Here is a 15,604-nt window from a genome sequence, read left to right as displayed (position 1 = left end):
CAGCGTATCCCGACTGAGTRCCAGGCCCAGGAGAGGCCAGTGGCGTCTGATGGCTAGGCGTAGCGGATGCATGGTTTCTCCTCCTTCGATGGGCGTAACAGGGGGGGGATCGGACTGGGTATGCGTGTTCGAGCTCGGGGATAGCCGGGTTCTTCAGCCGGGAATGGGGGGCGGGGCGATGCCCGTCTGATGCAGTTGCTCATCCATCAGTACTGCCGCGAGATGAAAGGCGCGTCGTGCATGGGCATAGGGCAGCCATTGTCCCATCATGTTCCAGGGCATGCCGTTATTATAGGTTGCGATGGCCATCAGCGTCCTGCCGTTCGACGCATCGAGGGCAACCAGCTCCTCGCTTGCGCCACCCGGTGCGGGGGGTGGAATAGGCGGCAGGCCGCCGCCTGCCGCTCCTGCGGCAAAACCGGCAACGATGGGCAAGGCGTTGTAGTACCATTTGCTGCGGCGCAAATTGGTGATTGCTGCCTGGATTCTCAGCGTGCCGGGAGGAGGAGAGAGTGTCTCTGGCGGCAGGATCGTGAAGTCTTTGGCAAGCGTCTTGTGCAGTTCCTCATCGAAGGCCTGTGTCACGCGCGCTTCTGCCTTGGGGGTCAGATGGGGAGCCTTGGCAGAGGGGTGCCACTGCGCGTGATCAATCATCACGTAATGATACCGTTCCTCAGGTGAAACGGGGGCGGCATAGACCAGATCATTGCTATGTCCTTTGGGGTGAACCATCATGCCGTAGGTTTCGGGAGCGATGAAACCTGTTTTCGTCGTACCCTGTCCCGCGCAGGCGGTCAGGGCACCCATGCTGGAAATGGTGAGGGGCAGGATCAATCGGCGCCAGAAAAGCGGGGCATGAAGGGAGGGACGTCGGGAAAGGGCAAGGCAGGTCATGAACAGGGCGTCTCCATCTTTCGGGGAGCGGCCCTGTATCGAATGTTCCCGGGGCCGCAGGCTTACCCTGTTCTGACGGCCGGTTCTTGCTGCTTGATGTCCTGCATATTCCCGCGCTGAAACAATTGACGATTCATGGGCTGGCGGGAAGAAAAACCTGTACGCAGAGCCCACCTTCGGGGCGGTTCTGCATCATGATATCCCCGCCATGCGCGCGCATGATGGTGCGTGCCGAGGTCAGGCCCAGCCCCACGCCGCCTGTCTGACGGTTGCGCGATTTATCCAGTCGGAAATAGGGTTCGAAAACAGCATCCAGGGCTTCGGGCGGAATACCAGGCCCGTCATCGATGATCGTGACGACCAGCGCGCCCTCGGCCTCATGTGTCAGGGTGATGTGGGGTGGCGTGGCATATTTGATGGCATTTTCCACCAGATTGGAGAAAACGCGTTTCAACGCATGGATTGGCCCTCGATAGCCGATACGCCCCGGATTGTCGTAGCGTACATCATGCCCCTGATCGGCATAGTCATAGGCGATCGTCTGAAGCAGGCCAGAGAGATCGAAGGCCGTGCTTTCCTCGCGCGCGGCATCTTCGCGAAAGAAGGAGAGCGCGCCATCGATCATGATCTGCATTTCGTCGACATCGCGAAACAGTAGTCTCTGCTGCTCCGTGCAGTCGATGAATTCGCCGCGCAAGCGGATGCGGGTGAGGGGCGTGCGCAGATCATGGGAGATCGCGGCCAGCATGGTTGTACGATCCGCCACGAATTTCGCGATCTGGGCCTGAAGGGTGTTGATCGTCTCTGCAACGAGGCGGATTTCACGCGGGCCGGTTTCGGGGAGGTGTGCCGAGGCAGGCTTGCCGGCGATCTGACGTACGCCATGAGCCAGATGTTCGATCGGACGGGAGAGCTGACGCGATGCGATGAGCGAGACGGCAATGATCCAGAGGGCGAGCATGGCGCCTTCGAGGCAAAGACGCTGAAAGGCATAGAGCCCCCAGAACCTCTGCAGGGCCACGCACAGGATCCAGCTTCCGTCATCGAGCTGAACCCCGGCAAAATACGCATCGTGAAAAACAGAGCGGTCATACGGCAGTCCAGGGAGTAACGAGACCGGATTATCTTCCTGGAATACGGCCATATGGCGTGGCCGATGCCCCAGATGCGGGCTAAGAAAATGCCAGGATTCGCCGACCTCCATCGCCCGGTAATGGCCGTGCTCCAAGGCGAGGGCGAGGGGAGAATGTGGGGCATACCAGGCGAAATGCAGTTCGGTCGTATTGGCTGCCTGAAGCAGGGCGGGACGGTGTTCTGCTGGCGCGGCGCCGGTCATGCGAATGACAGACGCCACCTCGCGCACCATGCCCGTTGCCTCTATATCGGGCTTTGTCCATTGACCGCCAAAGGCCACAAAGAGTTCGAGCAGAAGCAATGTCACCGCCGCCGCCAGAGCGACGGTCACGATCAGGCGGCGCGAGATCGTGTCCTGCATGAGAAAGCGTCGCGTCATGAGCGTTTTACCGCGGAGGCGAACAGATAGCCCCCATTGCGCACGGTACGGATCAAGGTCGGATTTCTGGGGTCTTCCTCCAGCTTGGCGCGCAGGCGGCTCACCTGCACGTCGATGCTGCGATCGAACGCGGCATGATCAGGGCCGCGCGCCATATCCATGAGCTGGTCGCGTGTCAGTACACGCTGTGGATGCTCGGCAAAGGACAGCAGCAGGTCGAATTCGCCACCTGAGAGGGGAACCAGTGAGGAATCGGAGGCGCGCAATTCGCGTCTTGTGACATCCAGAACCCAGCTTCCGAAACGCAGGCTGGGGCGCAGGGAGGGCGCCGGGTCGTCCGCAGCATTGCTGCGGCGCAGCACGGCTTTCACCCTGGCGAGCAATTCGCGCTGGTCGAAGGGTTTGGTCAGATAATCATCGGCGCCGATTTCCAGCCCTACCACCCGATCCGTGTGGTCGGCCATGGCGGAGAGCATGATGACCGGCACGCGGGACGTGGCACGCAGGCGTTGGCACAGGCTGAAGCCGTCTTCATGCTGCAGCATGATGTCGAGAATGATGAGATCGACCGGCTCGGTATCGAGAATGGCGAACATCGCTGCGCCATCCTGCGCGGTGGAGACACGATGCTGATGCTTGCGCAGGAACGTGCCGAGCAGCGTCAGGATGTCCTGATCGTCATCGACAACAAGAAGATGAGGCATGGGGGTCATCCCTCACTCGTATCATGGGGTGGCGCGCCGATGATGTCAGGGGTCGACATGATGTTTCAAGATGGAAACAGGATGACCGGCGCAGCGCTCTGCCGCTTTGCATCGGTTTCGGCAAACCTGCTAGACAGGGGCCGACGGTGCCCTGCAAGGGGTGAAAAGGGAAGCGGGTGCGCGCGGTGACGCGCCAGTCCCGCGCTGCCCCCGCAACTGTAGATGGTGCAATACCGTCGCCATATCCCACTGGAGTGTGCTCCGGGAAGGGGGCGACGGCTCCGGGAAACCGGTGCCATGAGCCAGGAGACCTGCCGTCATATCGCTGATTTCGCTGTCCGGCGGGGTGCCCGGAGAGAGACGGATCCTGTCCAGCGCCGAGAGGTGCAGGTCGGGGCGGGCTGGTTCGTGCCGGCAATCGACTTTGCGCCTTTCTTGCCCGTCGCCCGGATTTTTCGGGACGCCGGGTCCGGTCCGGGAGGGCCCATGGCCGAACCGATTCTTTCACCAGGCGAGACGCCTGTTCTGCATGTCTGCCAGACCTGTCGTGACGGAGGCGAGGCCCTGCATGATGCGCTGGCCGCGTTGGCAGGGGAAACTGCCGTGCGTGTTCAGGGGGTGCGCTGCCTGGCAGCCTGCCAGCAGGGGTGCACGGCAACGCTCTCCATGCCGGGAAAATGGTCCTGGCTTCTGGGCCGTCTTCATCCCGGACTGGCGCCTGATCTGCTGCTCTATGCACAGGCCTATGCGCGTTCGCCCTCCGGTACGGTCATGCCGTCGCGTCGCCCTGAGAGCTTGCGTGAGGTTATCCTGGGGCGTTTTCCCTCCATGGTCGACGCTGCTCCCGGCAAGGCCTCTCCTGCGGATAGCACGATCTCCCCACAAGACCCTGCGCCACGAAATATTGCCCTGTCAGATCCTCTCTCGCCACAAGCTTCCGGAAACCTCGCATGAGCAAGATACCCGTTACCATCATCACCGGCTTTCTCGGCGCCGGAAAGACCACGTTGCTGCGTCATCTTATCGAGAAATCGAACGGGCGGCGCATCGCCATCGTCGTCAATGAATTCGGTTCGCTGGGTATCGATGGCGGGACGCTGCGCGGATGCAGCCTGCCCAACTGCCCGGAAGAAGATATTGTCGAGCTGACCAATGGCTGTCTGTGCTGCACGGTGGCGGATGATTTTATCCCGACTATGGAAGCCCTTCTGGATCGCCCGTCACCGCCCGAGCATATCGTGATCGAAACCTCGGGTCTGGCCCTGCCCAAGCCGCTGCTCAAGGCCTTTGGCTGGCCGAGCGTGCGCACACGCATGACGGTGGATGGCGTGATCACCGTGGTCGATGCTCCGGCCGTAGCCGATGGCCGTTTCGCCGATGATCCCGAGGCGGTCGCGCGCCAGCGCGAGGCGGATGACTCGCGCGATCACGACAACCCGATCGAGGAAGTCTATGAGGACCAGCTTGATTGCGCCGATCTGGTGGTACTCAACAAGACTGATCTACTCAATGAGGCAGAACTGGCAGCGATCGAGGCCGGGCTCGCCACGCGATCCCGGCGCGTTCGCCTGATCCGTGCACGCGAAGGGCGCGTCGATCCTGCCGTCATTCTGGGCCTCTCCGCCGCGGCTGAGGACGATCTCGCTGCGCGCCCTTCGCATCATGACGGAGCGGATGAGCATGAACATGACGATTTCACCAGTTTTGTCCTGCCGCTCCGCGAGCAGGAAAGTGTCGAGGCGTTCATCGCAAGGCTGGAGCATGTGGCGCGCGCCCATGACGTGCTGCGTATGAAGGGCTATGCGCGCATTGCGGGCAAGAGCCTGCGCCTCGGCGTTCAGGCCGTGGGCGCGCGTATTCGTCATGCCTTCGAACAGGGCGAGGCGTCCCCTGGCCAACTCGTGGTGATCGGGCTGCACGGTCTGGATCCCGTGGCGGTGCAGCGCAGCTTCGACGAAGCCTGATCCATGCATATCCTCTTTCGGGAATCGCATGATCTGGACGGGCAGGCACAGGCCGAGGATCTCGCCCATGCGCCTGCCGATCTGATCCTGCTCTCTTTTTCCGAAAGCGATCTGTTGGGGATGCGGGCGATCCATGAAACGCGGGATCCGAGTCTTCAGGTCGCGACCCTGTCGCGCCTGCGTCACCCCCTTTCGGTCGATCTCTATATCGAGCAGACCATTGCAGGGGCACGCTGTGTGGTCGTGCGCCTGCTGGGCGGCACGGAGTACTGGCGCTATGGTGTGGATGAACTGCGCCTGACCTGTCGCGCAGCCGGTATCCCGCTCGCCTTCATTACGGGCGAGGCGACGCCCAACCCGGCGCTCCAGGCGCTGTCGAGCATTGATCCCGATCAGTGGACGCGACTCGATGCGCTGTTTCGCGAAGGGGGGGCACGAAACCTGCGTTGTGCCCTCACAGTGATGCGCGCGCTTGCCGGGTTGGGCGAGGATGATGGCGCTGAGGTCGAGCCTCTGCCGGGCTGCGCGCTGTATCGGCGTCTTGCGCCGTCACGACGCACACGGGCGCTGATCGTGTTCTATCGCGCCCATCTTCTGGCCGCCGACCTGGCGGGGATCGATGCGCTGGCCGATGCGCTCCACGCGTCCGGTATCGGGGTCGATCTGGTCTATGCGGCCTCGTTGCGCGCTCCCGAGGCCCAGGCTTTTCTCGATGACTGGCTGGTCAACACGCCGCCCGACATCATTCTGAACGCCACCTTCTTCGCGGCGCGGGGCGAGGATGGGACGGTTTCCGTGCTTGAGGCGGCCGGTGTGCCGGTGCTTCAGATCCTGCAACCAAGCACGACAGAGGCAGGCTGGGCCAAGGCGCTGCGCGGGCTTTCCCCTTCCGATCTGGCCATGCAGGTGGTGCTGCCCGAGCTCGATGGTCGCTTGAACGGGGCGCCCATCTCGTTTCGTGACGAGGCGCCTCCCGGCCTGCCCGCGCGGCGCGTTCCGTATGCGCCGGGTATCGCCCTGATGGTCGCGCAGGCGCGGAACTGGCTGCGTCTTGCGGCCGAGACCCCGCAGGAACGGCGTCTCGCCCTCGTGCTGTCGGATTATCCCGGTGCGGAAGGGCAGGCGGCCCATGCGGTCGGGCTTGACAGCTTTGCCAGTGTCGCCGCCATCACCAGCATGCTGCATGAAGCGGGTTACGATCTCTCCCCGCTCGAAGCACAGGCTCTGCCCGATGCCCTGTGCCGGTCGGATCCGGCACTCGTGCTGGATGAGGCCGATTATCGCGCAGCTTTCGAGGCGCTGCCGGAGGCGTTTCGCGCGCGCGTCGTGGCGGCCTGGGGACCGCCGTCAGGACCGGTCACGGTGCGGTTTATCGCCTGCGGCAAGCTGGTCGTGGCATTGCAGCCGGGACGCGGTCTGCCTCAGCAGCGCAAGGCCCAGTATCATGACCCGGATATCCCGCCCTGCCATGACTATATCGGGTTCTATCTCTGGCTGCGCCATGTCCGCGATATCAGCGCGCTGATCCATCTGGGCACACATGGCACTCTGGAATGGCTGCCAGGCAAGACTGTCGCCCTGTCGGAAAGCTGTGCGCCTTGTGTGTTGCTGGGCGGCGTGCCCGTGATCTATCCGTTCATCGTCAATAACCCGGGCGAGGCCGCTGCTGCCAAGAGGCGGCTCAATGCGGTCATGATCGGGCATATGACCCCGCCCGTACAGCGTGCCGGTCTGGATACGGCCATGGCCGATCTGGAACGGCTGATCGATGAATATGCCGAAGCTGACGGGCTTGACCGCCGACGCGGCACGGTGCTGCGTCGGCAGATCCTCGACCGCGCCGCCGATCTGGGCGTGTTGTCTGAGAGCGGTGTGGCAAGCGGGATTGAGGACGAAGCCGAGGCGCTGGCCCGGCTCGATGCCTATCTCTGCGATGTGAAGGACCTGCAGTTACGCGACGAGCTGCATGTGTTCGGTCGTACCCCGCCGCATCACGGCATTCTGGTGACCATGCTTGCGGAGACAGCGCATGTCGCGCCCGACCATGTGACGCAGCGTCTCGATGCCTGCCCGGAGGCCGAGCGTCTGGCGCTGCTGGCTGCGCTGGACGGGCGTTTCATTCCGCCCGGGCCTTCTGGTGCACCCACGCGCGGCCGGCTCGATGTGTTGCCCACGGGGCGCAACCTGACCACGCTCGATCCGCGCATGCTGCCCACACGCGCGGCATTGCTGCTGGCCCATAAAACGGCCGCCCTCCTTCTGGCCCGCCACATGCAGGAAGAGGGCGAGCCTCTGCGTCATCTGGTGCTCGATCTCTGGGGAAGCGCTACCTTTCGTACCGGGGGCGAGGATATGGCGCTTGCTTTTCTGCTCATGGGGGTGCAGCCGCGCTGGGACGCCACGAGCGGTCGTCTGACCGGTTTCGAGATCGTGCCACTGACCGTGCTCGACCGGCCACGTGTGGATGTGACGCTGCGGATCTCGGGCCTGTTTCGCGATGCATTTCCTGGGCTGATCGCGTTGTTCGACCAGGCGGCACGGGCCGTCTCTGCTCGCGCGGAGGAGCCGGAATGGAACCCTCTGACCCTCGATCCGGATACGTCGCGCATTTTCGGCGCGGCCCCCGGCGCCTATGGCACGGGTCTTGAATCGGCCCTTGCAGAAGGGAGCTGGAAGGATCGGGACGCGCTCGGGCACCTCTATCTCGAGGGCTCGCAATGGAGCTATGGCAATGGTCAGGATGGCATCGCCGAGAAGGACGCTCTGATACGCCGTATCGGTCGGGCCGAGATGCTGCTTCATGTGCAGGATCATGCCGAGACCGATCTGCTGGATGGCACGGGCCACGCCGTTCATGAAGGCGGACTTGCTGCTGCTGCCGCCGCTCTGGGCCGGGCCCCGCATCTGGTTCATGGCGATACCAGCCAGAGCGAAACACCCCGATTGCGCGATCTGGCGCAGGAGGTGGCACGGGTGACACGGGGCAGACTGGCCAACCCGCGTTGGATCGCAGGCATGATGCGCCATGGCTATCGCGGGGCGGCGGAGATGGCGCGTGGCGTTGCGGCCCTTGAGGCCTGTGCCGCGACCCTGCCCATCCGTCTGGATGCCCAGATCGATCTGGCCTTTGCTGCATTGCTCGATGATGACACCTGTCTCGCCTTTCTGCAGGCGCATAATCCCGAGGCGCTGGCCGATATGAAAAAGCGTTTCGGCGGGCTGATGGCGCGCGGGTTGTGGCAATCCCGGCGCAACAGCGTGGCGCACAGGCTCGACTCATGAGGGTCTGCCAGATTTTTCTTTGCGCAGGGGATGCCCGATGAGCCGGATTCTGATGATCGCCGCCCCGCGCTCTGGATCGGGTAAGACCACACTGACCCTGTCCCTTCTCGCCGCCTTCAGACGGCGCGGCCTGCGGGTTCGTGCGCTCAAGACCGGGCCCGATTATATCGATCCCGCCTTCCATCAGGAGGCGACAGGCATGCCCTGCGCCAATCTCGATAGCTGGGCCATGTCGGACGCCGCTCTCGCAGCCGGGCTGACGCGCGCTGGCGACGGGGCCGATCTTGTGATCATCGAATCCTCGATGGGGCTGTTTGATGGTCTCGCGCTTGAGGATGGTCAGCGCGGTGCCGCGTCCGATATTGCCGCCCGTTTTCGTCTGCCGGTTGTGCTTGTGCTTGATGCCAGCGGGCAGGGGCAGAGTGTCGGGGCCGTGGCTCAAGGCATGGCCACATGGTCGACAGCCGTGTCGATCGGTGGGGTGGTGCTGAACAACATTGCCTCGGACCGTCATGAAAAACTCTGCCGCGTCGCGATGCGCCAGAGCGTGCTCGGGGTGTTTCGTCGTGACCGGTCCATTGTGTTGCCGGAGCGGCATCTCGGACTCGTACAGGCACGCGAAAGGGGCGATCTGGAGGGGTTTTTCGCGTCTCTGGCCGATAAGGCGGAGCGTGAACTCGATCTCGACGGGATCCTGTCTCTCGCACGTCCGATTGGGGAGAGTCTCCCGGTACAGGCTTCGCATGTTGCTCCGCTCAAACCACCGGGTCAGCGCATCGCGCTCGCGGATGATGCCGCTTTTTCCTTCCTCTACGCCCATCTGGCCGCAGGCTGGCGCGAGGCGGGGGCTGAGATTCTGCCTTTCTCACCCCTGCAGGACGAAGTGCCCGATGAGCGCGCCGATTGCTGCTGGCTTCCCGGCGGCTATCCTGAACTTCATGCGGGGCGTCTGGCGGCTGCCACATATTTCCGCGAGGGCATGACGCGGTTCGCGGCCTCAAATCCGGTTCACGGAGAATGCGGCGGGTTCATGGTGATGGGGCAGGGGCTGGTTGATGCGACCGGGACACGCCATGCCATGCTTGGGCTGTTGTCTCATGAGACATCCTTTGCGAGACGCAAGATGGTGCTTGGCTACCGTGAGGCGATGCTTTTGCAGGATGGCGTACTCGGAAAAGCGGGTGCACGACTGCGCGGCCATGAGTTCCACTATGCCAGTGTAACCGAGGAAGGTCAGGACGCGCCCCTTGCGGAATTGCGCGATGGCGAGGGCACGTCCCTCCAAGCAGCAGGTGCCCAGAGAGGCCGGATATCGGGCTCGTTCTTTCATGTGCTCTGCGAAGCGGGATGAGCACCGGGTCAAATGAGCGCCCTGCAACGGCGTCCGTTTTTTCTATCCTGCTTGCGCGCCATCCTCCCGTCGAGGGCGCGGACGGGCTCTGCTATGGACGGTCCGATCTTCCCCTTGCTACGGGGTGGCACGATCATGTTGCGTCATGGGCGGCGCTTTGGAAGGGCAGGGAGCAGGGAACGCTTTATACGTCACCCTCAACACGCTGCAGGAGGGCGGCGCAGGCTCTCCTGGCCTCGCTCCCCGACTTCACGTCGATCACCAGTGATGCGCGTCTGCTCGAGATGGATTTCGGTTCCTGGGAAGGACGCGCCTGGTCAAAGATCGACAGGGGAGCACTCGATGAGTGGGCCGCCGACCCTCTAGGCTATCGGCCCGGCGGCGGAGAGACCGTGACTTCCCTGATCGAGCGTGTGACCGCATTCTGGGAGGAGCGGGTCGAGGCGGCGGAGCCCTGCTGCGTGATCACCCATGGAGGGCCGCTCCGCGTGCTCTTGGCTTTCGCCGAGGGGCGGTCTTTCCGGATGGAGGATAGGGCCCCCGCGCAGGGCCATGCCGTTCTGTTGCATTTTTTCAACAATCACGGACGGTTTGTTGCGCAAATACCCCCCATCCGTTGACAGAGTGCAACGGAGCAAAGAGGAGTAGGTGAATCCTGAATCAACGGTAAGGTTTATCATGTTGTTACGCTCCCGGTCCTTCCTGCCATCAGCTGCACGCAAAGGGGGGCTGATCCTCATTGCCTCGACGTGCCTGATGTCATGCGGGGGGGCGGCGCTGGCGCAGAGCGCGAGTGCCTCGGCAGATGCCGTGCCGAGCCGGGTACAGGGCAAGGCGGCTCAGGCTGCCAGCCCACGCGCCGTAACTGGCAAGCCCGCTGCGAAGACCCGCAACGCACTGCGTACGCGCCAGTCGGCCCCGATCCATTCGGGTGAGTCCGAGGGCGGGAGCGAGGCCATTGTCGTGACCGGTACGCGTGAGATCGGCAAGAAGGCGCGTGATTCCATCGCGCCGCTCGACATCATCTCGCACAAGCAGATTGCGGCAACCGGTCAGGGCACGCTGCGTGATGCGCTTGCGCTGCTGCTGCCTTCGCTCACCACGCCGACAGCCGGTTTCGATGCGGGCGCCATGACCGACACCATCAGTCTGCGTGGCCTCAACCCGAACGAGACGCTGGTTCTGGTCGATGGCAAGCGTCGCCACAACACGGCCAATATCTATTCAAACCCGGGTCCACAGCAGGGTTCGACGGCGTCCGATATCGACATGATCCCGATGTCCGCCATCGACCATGTGGAAGTTCTGCGTGACGGCGCCTCCGCCCAGTATGGTTCGGATGCCGTGGCCGGTGTCGTGAACATCATCCTCAAGAAGCAGGCGCGCGGCTTCCATGCCCAGAACATCACGGGCATCACCTCGGAGGGCGATGGCTTCCAGCAGGGCGTGTATCTCGATGGGGGGGCGAGCCTTGGATCGCGCGGCTTCGTGCATGTCAGTGGCGATTTCGTGCATCAGGATCACACCTATCGCAGCGCTGCCGATAACCGCACGGGTACCTATCAGAACAACATCCTGAGCCAGCCCGAGCAGACGCGCGAGAGTGTTGCGGTCAATGCCGGATATGATTTGACGGATAATATCCAGCTTTATGCTCTGGGCACCTATGCCCATCGTCATGCCGAGTCCTATCAGAATTATCGTCTGGCCTCGTCGCTGAACGCCTATCCCGCCTACAAGGCGATCTACCCTTGGGGGTATTCGCCGGTCGAGACGCTGAACGAGAATGATTTCGAGCTCAAGGCCGGGGTGAAGGGCGATTTCCGGGGCTGGCACTGGGACGTTTCGAGCGTCTATGGACGCGATTACGACGATATCGGCCTGATCAACTCGGTGAATCTCTCGATCAACAAGGCGACGGGCCGCACGCCCACCTCGTTTGATGTGCAGGGGTTCAATAACCAGCAATGGACGAATGATTTCGATTTCAGCCGCAAGTTCGAGTTCAGTGGCTGGCCGCACAGCGTGAATTTCGCCGGTGGCGCGTCCTATCGCTATGAGGGCTATTCGGTCGGTACGGGCTCGCCGGACTCACTCTATGGCAACGGATCGGACGCGCTTGCGGGCACGAACCCCGGCAATGCAGGGAATTACAGCCGTGACGTGGCGGCAGGCTATCTTGATATCTCGACCTATCTGGCCAAGGGGCTGCAGCTGGATCTGGCAGGTCGCTACGAGCATTACACCGATGTAGGCAACACCCAGAACGGCAAGGTCTCGTTGCGCTATGACATTACGCGCCGCATCGCGCTGCGTGGAACGATCAGCAACGGGTTTCATGCACCGACGCTTGCCCAGAAATACTACTCGGCACTCAATATCTCGCCGACTGCAGCCCGTGGGTTGATCGGCGCAGGCTCGCCCGGTGCACTTGCCAACGGGTCGTCTGGCCTCAAGCCCGAGCGCTCGACCAATGCGGAAGGCGGATTCATTGTCGAGCCGATCCGCAACCTGCATGTCACGACCGATATCTATCAGATCAACATGCGCGACCGGATCATGCCGGGCGGCAATATCTCGGGTGATACGGCCAGAGGAGCGCTCAAACTCAACGGTTTTCAGCTGCCAGATGATAGTGGTAGCTGGAATCAGAGCGCGATCACGGCCAACTGGTTCGGCAATGTGGCCAGCACCCGCACGCAGGGTCTGGATATCACGGTCACCTATCTGACCAAGCTCGGCGCTTTCGGGCGTATCGACTGGGATGCGGCCATCAATCTCAACCGTACCCGCCTATCGCATCAGGCCACCAATCCTCTGACCGGTGCGCCACTGCTCAATGCGGCCTCGATTGCCTATCTGACGACGGCCTATCCGCGCAGCAAGATCATCTTTGGTGGCAACTGGACCCATGCGAAATGGATCATCGGCCTGCACGAGATCCGCTGGGGCCAGACGACCAACCAGCTCACCTATTATGCGCCCGGCCCCTATCAGTTCAGCACGACGCATTTTCTGGAATACCAGAACAAGCCGAAATGGACGACCAATCTGGATGTGAGCTATCGCATCACCCCGCGCTGGACGGCCACGATCGGCGGCAACAACATCTTCTCCGCCTATCCGAACCGCGTGCCTGACGGGAACCGCTATCTGGGTGCGCCCCAATACTACATGAGCACGTCGCAGCTCGGTATTAACGGGGGCTACTACTATTTCCGGGTCAATTACGACCTTTGATCCGCAGGATCACTCCGCCCGCTCATGAAAGAATGTCCGGGCGTGACTGATTGCAGGGCGGGGCGTGAAGCCCCGCCCTGATCGGATCAGGCAGCGCAGGCTACCTTCTCTGTCACTGCTTGCTGGTGACCGGCAAGATAAGGCCCTGTCGCCAGGAGCGTTATGGTCAGGGTCACAGGCTGAGTCAGGCTGCCTTCAGGAAGTGGCAGCTGGGCGTCGCCATTGGTCCATCGCGCAGTGTCGTGCCCGGCGGCATGCCACCCTGCAAGATCGGGCGTGAGATGAGCCTGTGTAGAGAACTCATCTCCCGCGATCCCGTATCGAATTTCACCCACCAGGACACCCAGCATCCGACGATCGTCGTGATAAGGGCCAATTGCGTCGCAGGGCCGGCTCCGTCTGCTCGCAATGCGTACTGATTTCGATCCGGAGGGAAGAACGAAACGATAGCCTCGTTCATCGACCGATGCGGGCTTCAGACGTGATCCATTGGGAATGATCAGCGCGAGATCAGGATCATGCGTCAGCAGGGCCGGAGACGGGATGACTGGCGCTTCCTCTGCGCCGCATCGTGCAACGATTTCCTGCTAAAGAGGGGTGACGAAAGCCGGATCAGTGTCGATCAATGGTGGGTGATGTCACGTTAAGTGAGGCTGTCCAGAGGCATCCGTTTTTTCTGGAATCAGGCGCTGAGAGCGGTCGGGTTATTCCATTGGGCGAGAGCCCGGACACGATGGATGTGGCGAGAAAGAGGGGTGGTAATGGACGCGGACGGGACGAAGAGATTTCGGATGGCTTAAAAGACGGAGACGAAGCGTTGACAACCCGCCCGGTGAGCGAAATTTCTGCATGATGCGTTCGCGTTTTCGCAAGGGCAGATGACTGTTCTCCGCCCGGTTGTTCAGACCCTTATGCGAGAGATGCCGGATCGAGAAACCAAGGTCGCGTCTCGCTGCTCCATAGGATTTCAGCTCGTCAGTAATCAAACGACTGGGGCGCACCCCCTGCCGTTTGAGGAGCCGGGTCAGCGGACACTTGGCTGCTTTGGTGTTCCGACGGGGCTGCAGGATTTCGTCGAGAACATAGCCGTCCTGATCCACGGATCGCCACAGCCAGTGAGTCTTGCCACGAATCACGATCCGCACTTCGTCCAGATGCCAGAGATCACCAGGCCGGGCCTTCTTGCGACGCAGGAAGCGAGCGTAAGCTGTGCCAAACTTCAGGCGCCACCGACGGATCGTCTCATATGAGACGACTATATCCCGCGCGATAAGGATTTCTTAGACAAGACGAAAGCTCGGGGGAAAGCGGAAATAGAGCCATACCGCACGCGCTATCAGTTTACACGGAAAATGGTGCCGTTTGTAGCTCACAGATAACGTTCTCATCATCAGCGTCTATCATGGCGCAATTAATGTGAGAGAACCTCATATACATCTACTCAAAGCAAGTCGTGCTGCTACGCCTATCTCTTCCGCACTGCTATCGACGGGGATAACTACGTTATCCTCTTCAGAAATCCCATCTAAAGACCACGACTCCAATTTATCATGGAACCATGGTCTTATTTTTATATCTTTAGCGCTCTTTACCACATCACAATTTTTCATATTTTTGAACATGGCTTTTTTTGTCTTATAGCCAAATTTTTCCATAGTCTCCGTCACCCACTTTTTATAACGCTCCTCCGTCAGGATATAATTATGGAGGGGTGCATCGTATTCAACGTCAGGGTGGACTACGACATCATTGCGAGGCGCTGGAAGCACAAACCTGCTGGCGCCAAGGGCAGATAATATTGCCAATCCAAAATCTATATTATTTACTTCCGGAGAAAGATAAATATTTTCTCCGGAATAATCATACTGAAATATTCTATATCCAGAGTGCGTTTTTACATTTATGAATTTCTCATTCATTTTTATATTTGCCCAATACCGTCTCTCAACAATGCTCATTTTAGTTTCCATGCTGTTAGGTTAATGCCTTTTTGAGCAGCATAGTCATACGCTCGCTTGATCTGCTCCATCTGCGCTGCACCAGTGTCGTACGGGATATCCAAATATAACTCCCGGCTTTTTACATCCTCCAGAGGAACCGGCGTCCCCTTCAAACACGCACCCTTGAATGCGAACAAGCTATCTATATCTTTTTGATATTATGATAGACTCTTCCCGGGTTTTTCATTCTACTCGGTGTCATCGTCTCCATGGTTTTCGCACTGACCGCGAGGCCAGTAGAGGGTGATGTCACGTTAACTTAAGTGAGTTAGCTGAAGCCCGCGAAAGGGACATTCAGACGCTGAGAGCGGTCGCGCTGCCCCACTGAGCGAAGGCCCTGATACGATGGATGTGCCGGGAAAAGGCCGTGGTGATGGAGGCGGATGTCAGCGCTCCGTCTTCTCCGCTATCCGTAATCTCTTCGTTCCGCCCGCTTCCATTACCACCCCTCTTTCTCGCCACATCCATCGTGTCCGGGCTCTCGCCCAATGGAATAACCTGACCGCTCTCAGCGCCTGATTCCAGAAAAACGGATGCCTCTGGACAGCCTCACTTAACGTGACATCACCATCGTATCTGCCGGTAATTCCCGCTCGTGGCCGTTCGAAGGGCATCACGATGTCCCCCCCCCCCCCCCCCCCATATCCCCCCCCCTT

At 60.9% G+C, this 15,604-nt stretch carries 11 protein-coding genes, 2 pseudogenes and 1 riboswitch; of the genes and pseudogenes, 6 read left to right on the top strand and 7 right to left on the bottom strand.

Features of this window, described 5'->3' with window-relative positions; all coding sequences use genetic code 11:
* Positions 1-153: 153 nt before the first annotated feature.
* From C0V97_RS09565 to C0V97_RS09555, 3 genes are all read right to left on the bottom strand, one after another.
* Positions 154-894 carry a DUF3313 family protein gene (locus C0V97_RS09565; protein WP_233582085.1) on the bottom strand — a complete coding sequence of 247 codons (741 nt, stop codon included), beginning with the start codon at positions 892-894 and terminating at the stop codon, positions 154-156.
* 133 nt (positions 895-1,027) lie between these two features.
* Positions 1,028-2,407, bottom strand: a complete 1,380-nt coding sequence (locus C0V97_RS09560; RefSeq protein ID WP_127102385.1) for an ATP-binding protein — start codon at positions 2,405-2,407, stop codon at positions 1,028-1,030.
* Entirely contained in the window at positions 2,404-3,120 is a 717-nt protein-coding gene (locus C0V97_RS09555; protein WP_127102384.1) for a response regulator, read from the bottom strand. The genes C0V97_RS09560 and C0V97_RS09555 overlap by 4 nt, the downstream gene beginning before the upstream one ends.
* A gap of 118 nt (positions 3,121-3,238) precedes the next feature.
* Positions 3,239-3,445: riboswitch (cobalamin riboswitch) on the top strand.
* On the opposite strand from C0V97_RS09555, the gene C0V97_RS09550 reads away from it, so the two are divergent.
* From C0V97_RS09550 to C0V97_RS09525, 6 genes are all read left to right on the top strand, one after another.
* Positions 3,409-4,065: a DUF1636 domain-containing protein gene (locus C0V97_RS09550; RefSeq protein ID WP_233582084.1), complete on the top strand. Its 657-nt coding sequence runs from the start codon at positions 3,409-3,411 to the stop codon at positions 4,063-4,065. Its footprint overlaps the riboswitch before it by 37 nt.
* Positions 4,062-5,075, top strand: a complete 1,014-nt coding sequence (gene cobW, locus C0V97_RS09545; protein WP_127102382.1) for a cobalamin biosynthesis protein CobW — start codon at positions 4,062-4,064, stop codon at positions 5,073-5,075. The genes C0V97_RS09550 and cobW overlap by 4 nt, the downstream gene beginning before the upstream one ends.
* A gap of 3 nt (positions 5,076-5,078) precedes the next feature.
* Positions 5,079-8,357 (top strand): cobaltochelatase subunit CobN, encoded by a 3,279-nt coding sequence (gene cobN, locus C0V97_RS09540; RefSeq protein WP_127102381.1) that lies wholly within the window; start codon positions 5,079-5,081, stop codon positions 8,355-8,357.
* A 37-nt stretch (positions 8,358-8,394) separates the two neighbouring features.
* The gene (locus C0V97_RS09535) at positions 8,395-9,708 is read left to right on the top strand and encodes a cobyrinate a,c-diamide synthase (RefSeq protein WP_233582083.1); all 1,314 of its coding nucleotides are present in this window, start codon (positions 8,395-8,397) and stop codon (positions 9,706-9,708) included.
* Positions 9,705-10,328, top strand: coding sequence for a histidine phosphatase family protein (locus tag C0V97_RS09530; protein WP_127102380.1), 624 nt, complete (start codon positions 9,705-9,707; stop codon positions 10,326-10,328). Before C0V97_RS09535 ends, C0V97_RS09530 begins: the two co-directional genes overlap by 4 nt.
* A gap of 136 nt (positions 10,329-10,464) precedes the next feature.
* A complete protein-coding gene (locus C0V97_RS09525; protein WP_127102386.1) occupies positions 10,465-12,948 on the top strand; it encodes a TonB-dependent siderophore receptor in 2,484 nt (827 codons plus the stop codon).
* Between the two features lie 86 nt (positions 12,949-13,034).
* Here C0V97_RS09525 and C0V97_RS09520 read toward each other — a convergent pair whose 3' ends face one another.
* The 4 genes and pseudogenes from C0V97_RS09520 to C0V97_RS09505 form a co-directional block, all read right to left on the bottom strand.
* The gene (locus tag C0V97_RS09520) at positions 13,035-13,298 is read right to left on the bottom strand and encodes a hypothetical protein (RefSeq protein WP_127102379.1); all 264 of its coding nucleotides are present in this window, start codon (positions 13,296-13,298) and stop codon (positions 13,035-13,037) included.
* A 332-nt stretch (positions 13,299-13,630) separates the two neighbouring features.
* Positions 13,631-14,339: pseudogene (locus tag C0V97_RS09515) on the bottom strand (IS6 family transposase).
* 36 nt (positions 14,340-14,375) lie between these two features.
* Positions 14,376-14,906 carry a contact-dependent growth inhibition system immunity protein gene (locus C0V97_RS09510; RefSeq protein WP_127102378.1) on the bottom strand — a complete coding sequence of 177 codons (531 nt, stop codon included), beginning with the start codon at positions 14,904-14,906 and terminating at the stop codon, positions 14,376-14,378.
* Positions 14,903-15,135, bottom strand: a pseudogene (locus C0V97_RS09505) (hypothetical protein). Before C0V97_RS09505 ends, C0V97_RS09510 begins: the two are co-directional and overlap by 4 nt.
* Positions 15,136-15,604: the final 469 nt, after the last annotated feature.

Origin of the sequence: Asaia sp. W19, from assembly GCF_003994335.1 — a bacterium.
GTDB lineage: Bacteria > Pseudomonadota > Alphaproteobacteria > Acetobacterales > Acetobacteraceae > Asaia.
Note: the sequence above shows the minus strand (reverse complement) of the source record. Positions and strands in the feature narration are given on the sequence as shown.

Coding starts and splice junctions, on each gene's coding strand:
- C0V97_RS09565 (WP_233582085.1), bottom strand. CDS start 894: ATGACCTGCCTTGCCCTTTCCCGACGTCCCTCCCTTCATGCCCCGCTT.
- C0V97_RS09560 (WP_127102385.1), bottom strand. CDS start 2,407: ATGACGCGACGCTTTCTCATGCAGGACACGATCTCGCGCCGCCTGATC.
- C0V97_RS09555 (WP_127102384.1), bottom strand. CDS start 3,120: ATGACCCCCATGCCTCATCTTCTTGTTGTCGATGACGATCAGGACATC.
- C0V97_RS09550 (WP_233582084.1), top strand. CDS start 3,409: ATGAGCCAGGAGACCTGCCGTCATATCGCTGATTTCGCTGTCCGGCGG.
- cobW (WP_127102382.1), top strand. CDS start 4,062: ATGAGCAAGATACCCGTTACCATCATCACCGGCTTTCTCGGCGCCGGA.
- cobN (WP_127102381.1), top strand. CDS start 5,079: ATGCATATCCTCTTTCGGGAATCGCATGATCTGGACGGGCAGGCACAG.
- C0V97_RS09535 (WP_233582083.1), top strand. CDS start 8,395: ATGAGCCGGATTCTGATGATCGCCGCCCCGCGCTCTGGATCGGGTAAG.
- C0V97_RS09530 (WP_127102380.1), top strand. CDS start 9,705: ATGAGCACCGGGTCAAATGAGCGCCCTGCAACGGCGTCCGTTTTTTCT.
- C0V97_RS09525 (WP_127102386.1), top strand. CDS start 10,465: ATGTCATGCGGGGGGGCGGCGCTGGCGCAGAGCGCGAGTGCCTCGGCA.
- C0V97_RS09520 (WP_127102379.1), bottom strand. CDS start 13,298: ATGCTGGGTGTCCTGGTGGGTGAAATTCGATACGGGATCGCGGGAGAT.
- C0V97_RS09510 (WP_127102378.1), bottom strand. CDS start 14,906: ATGAGCATTGTTGAGAGACGGTATTGGGCAAATATAAAAATGAATGAG.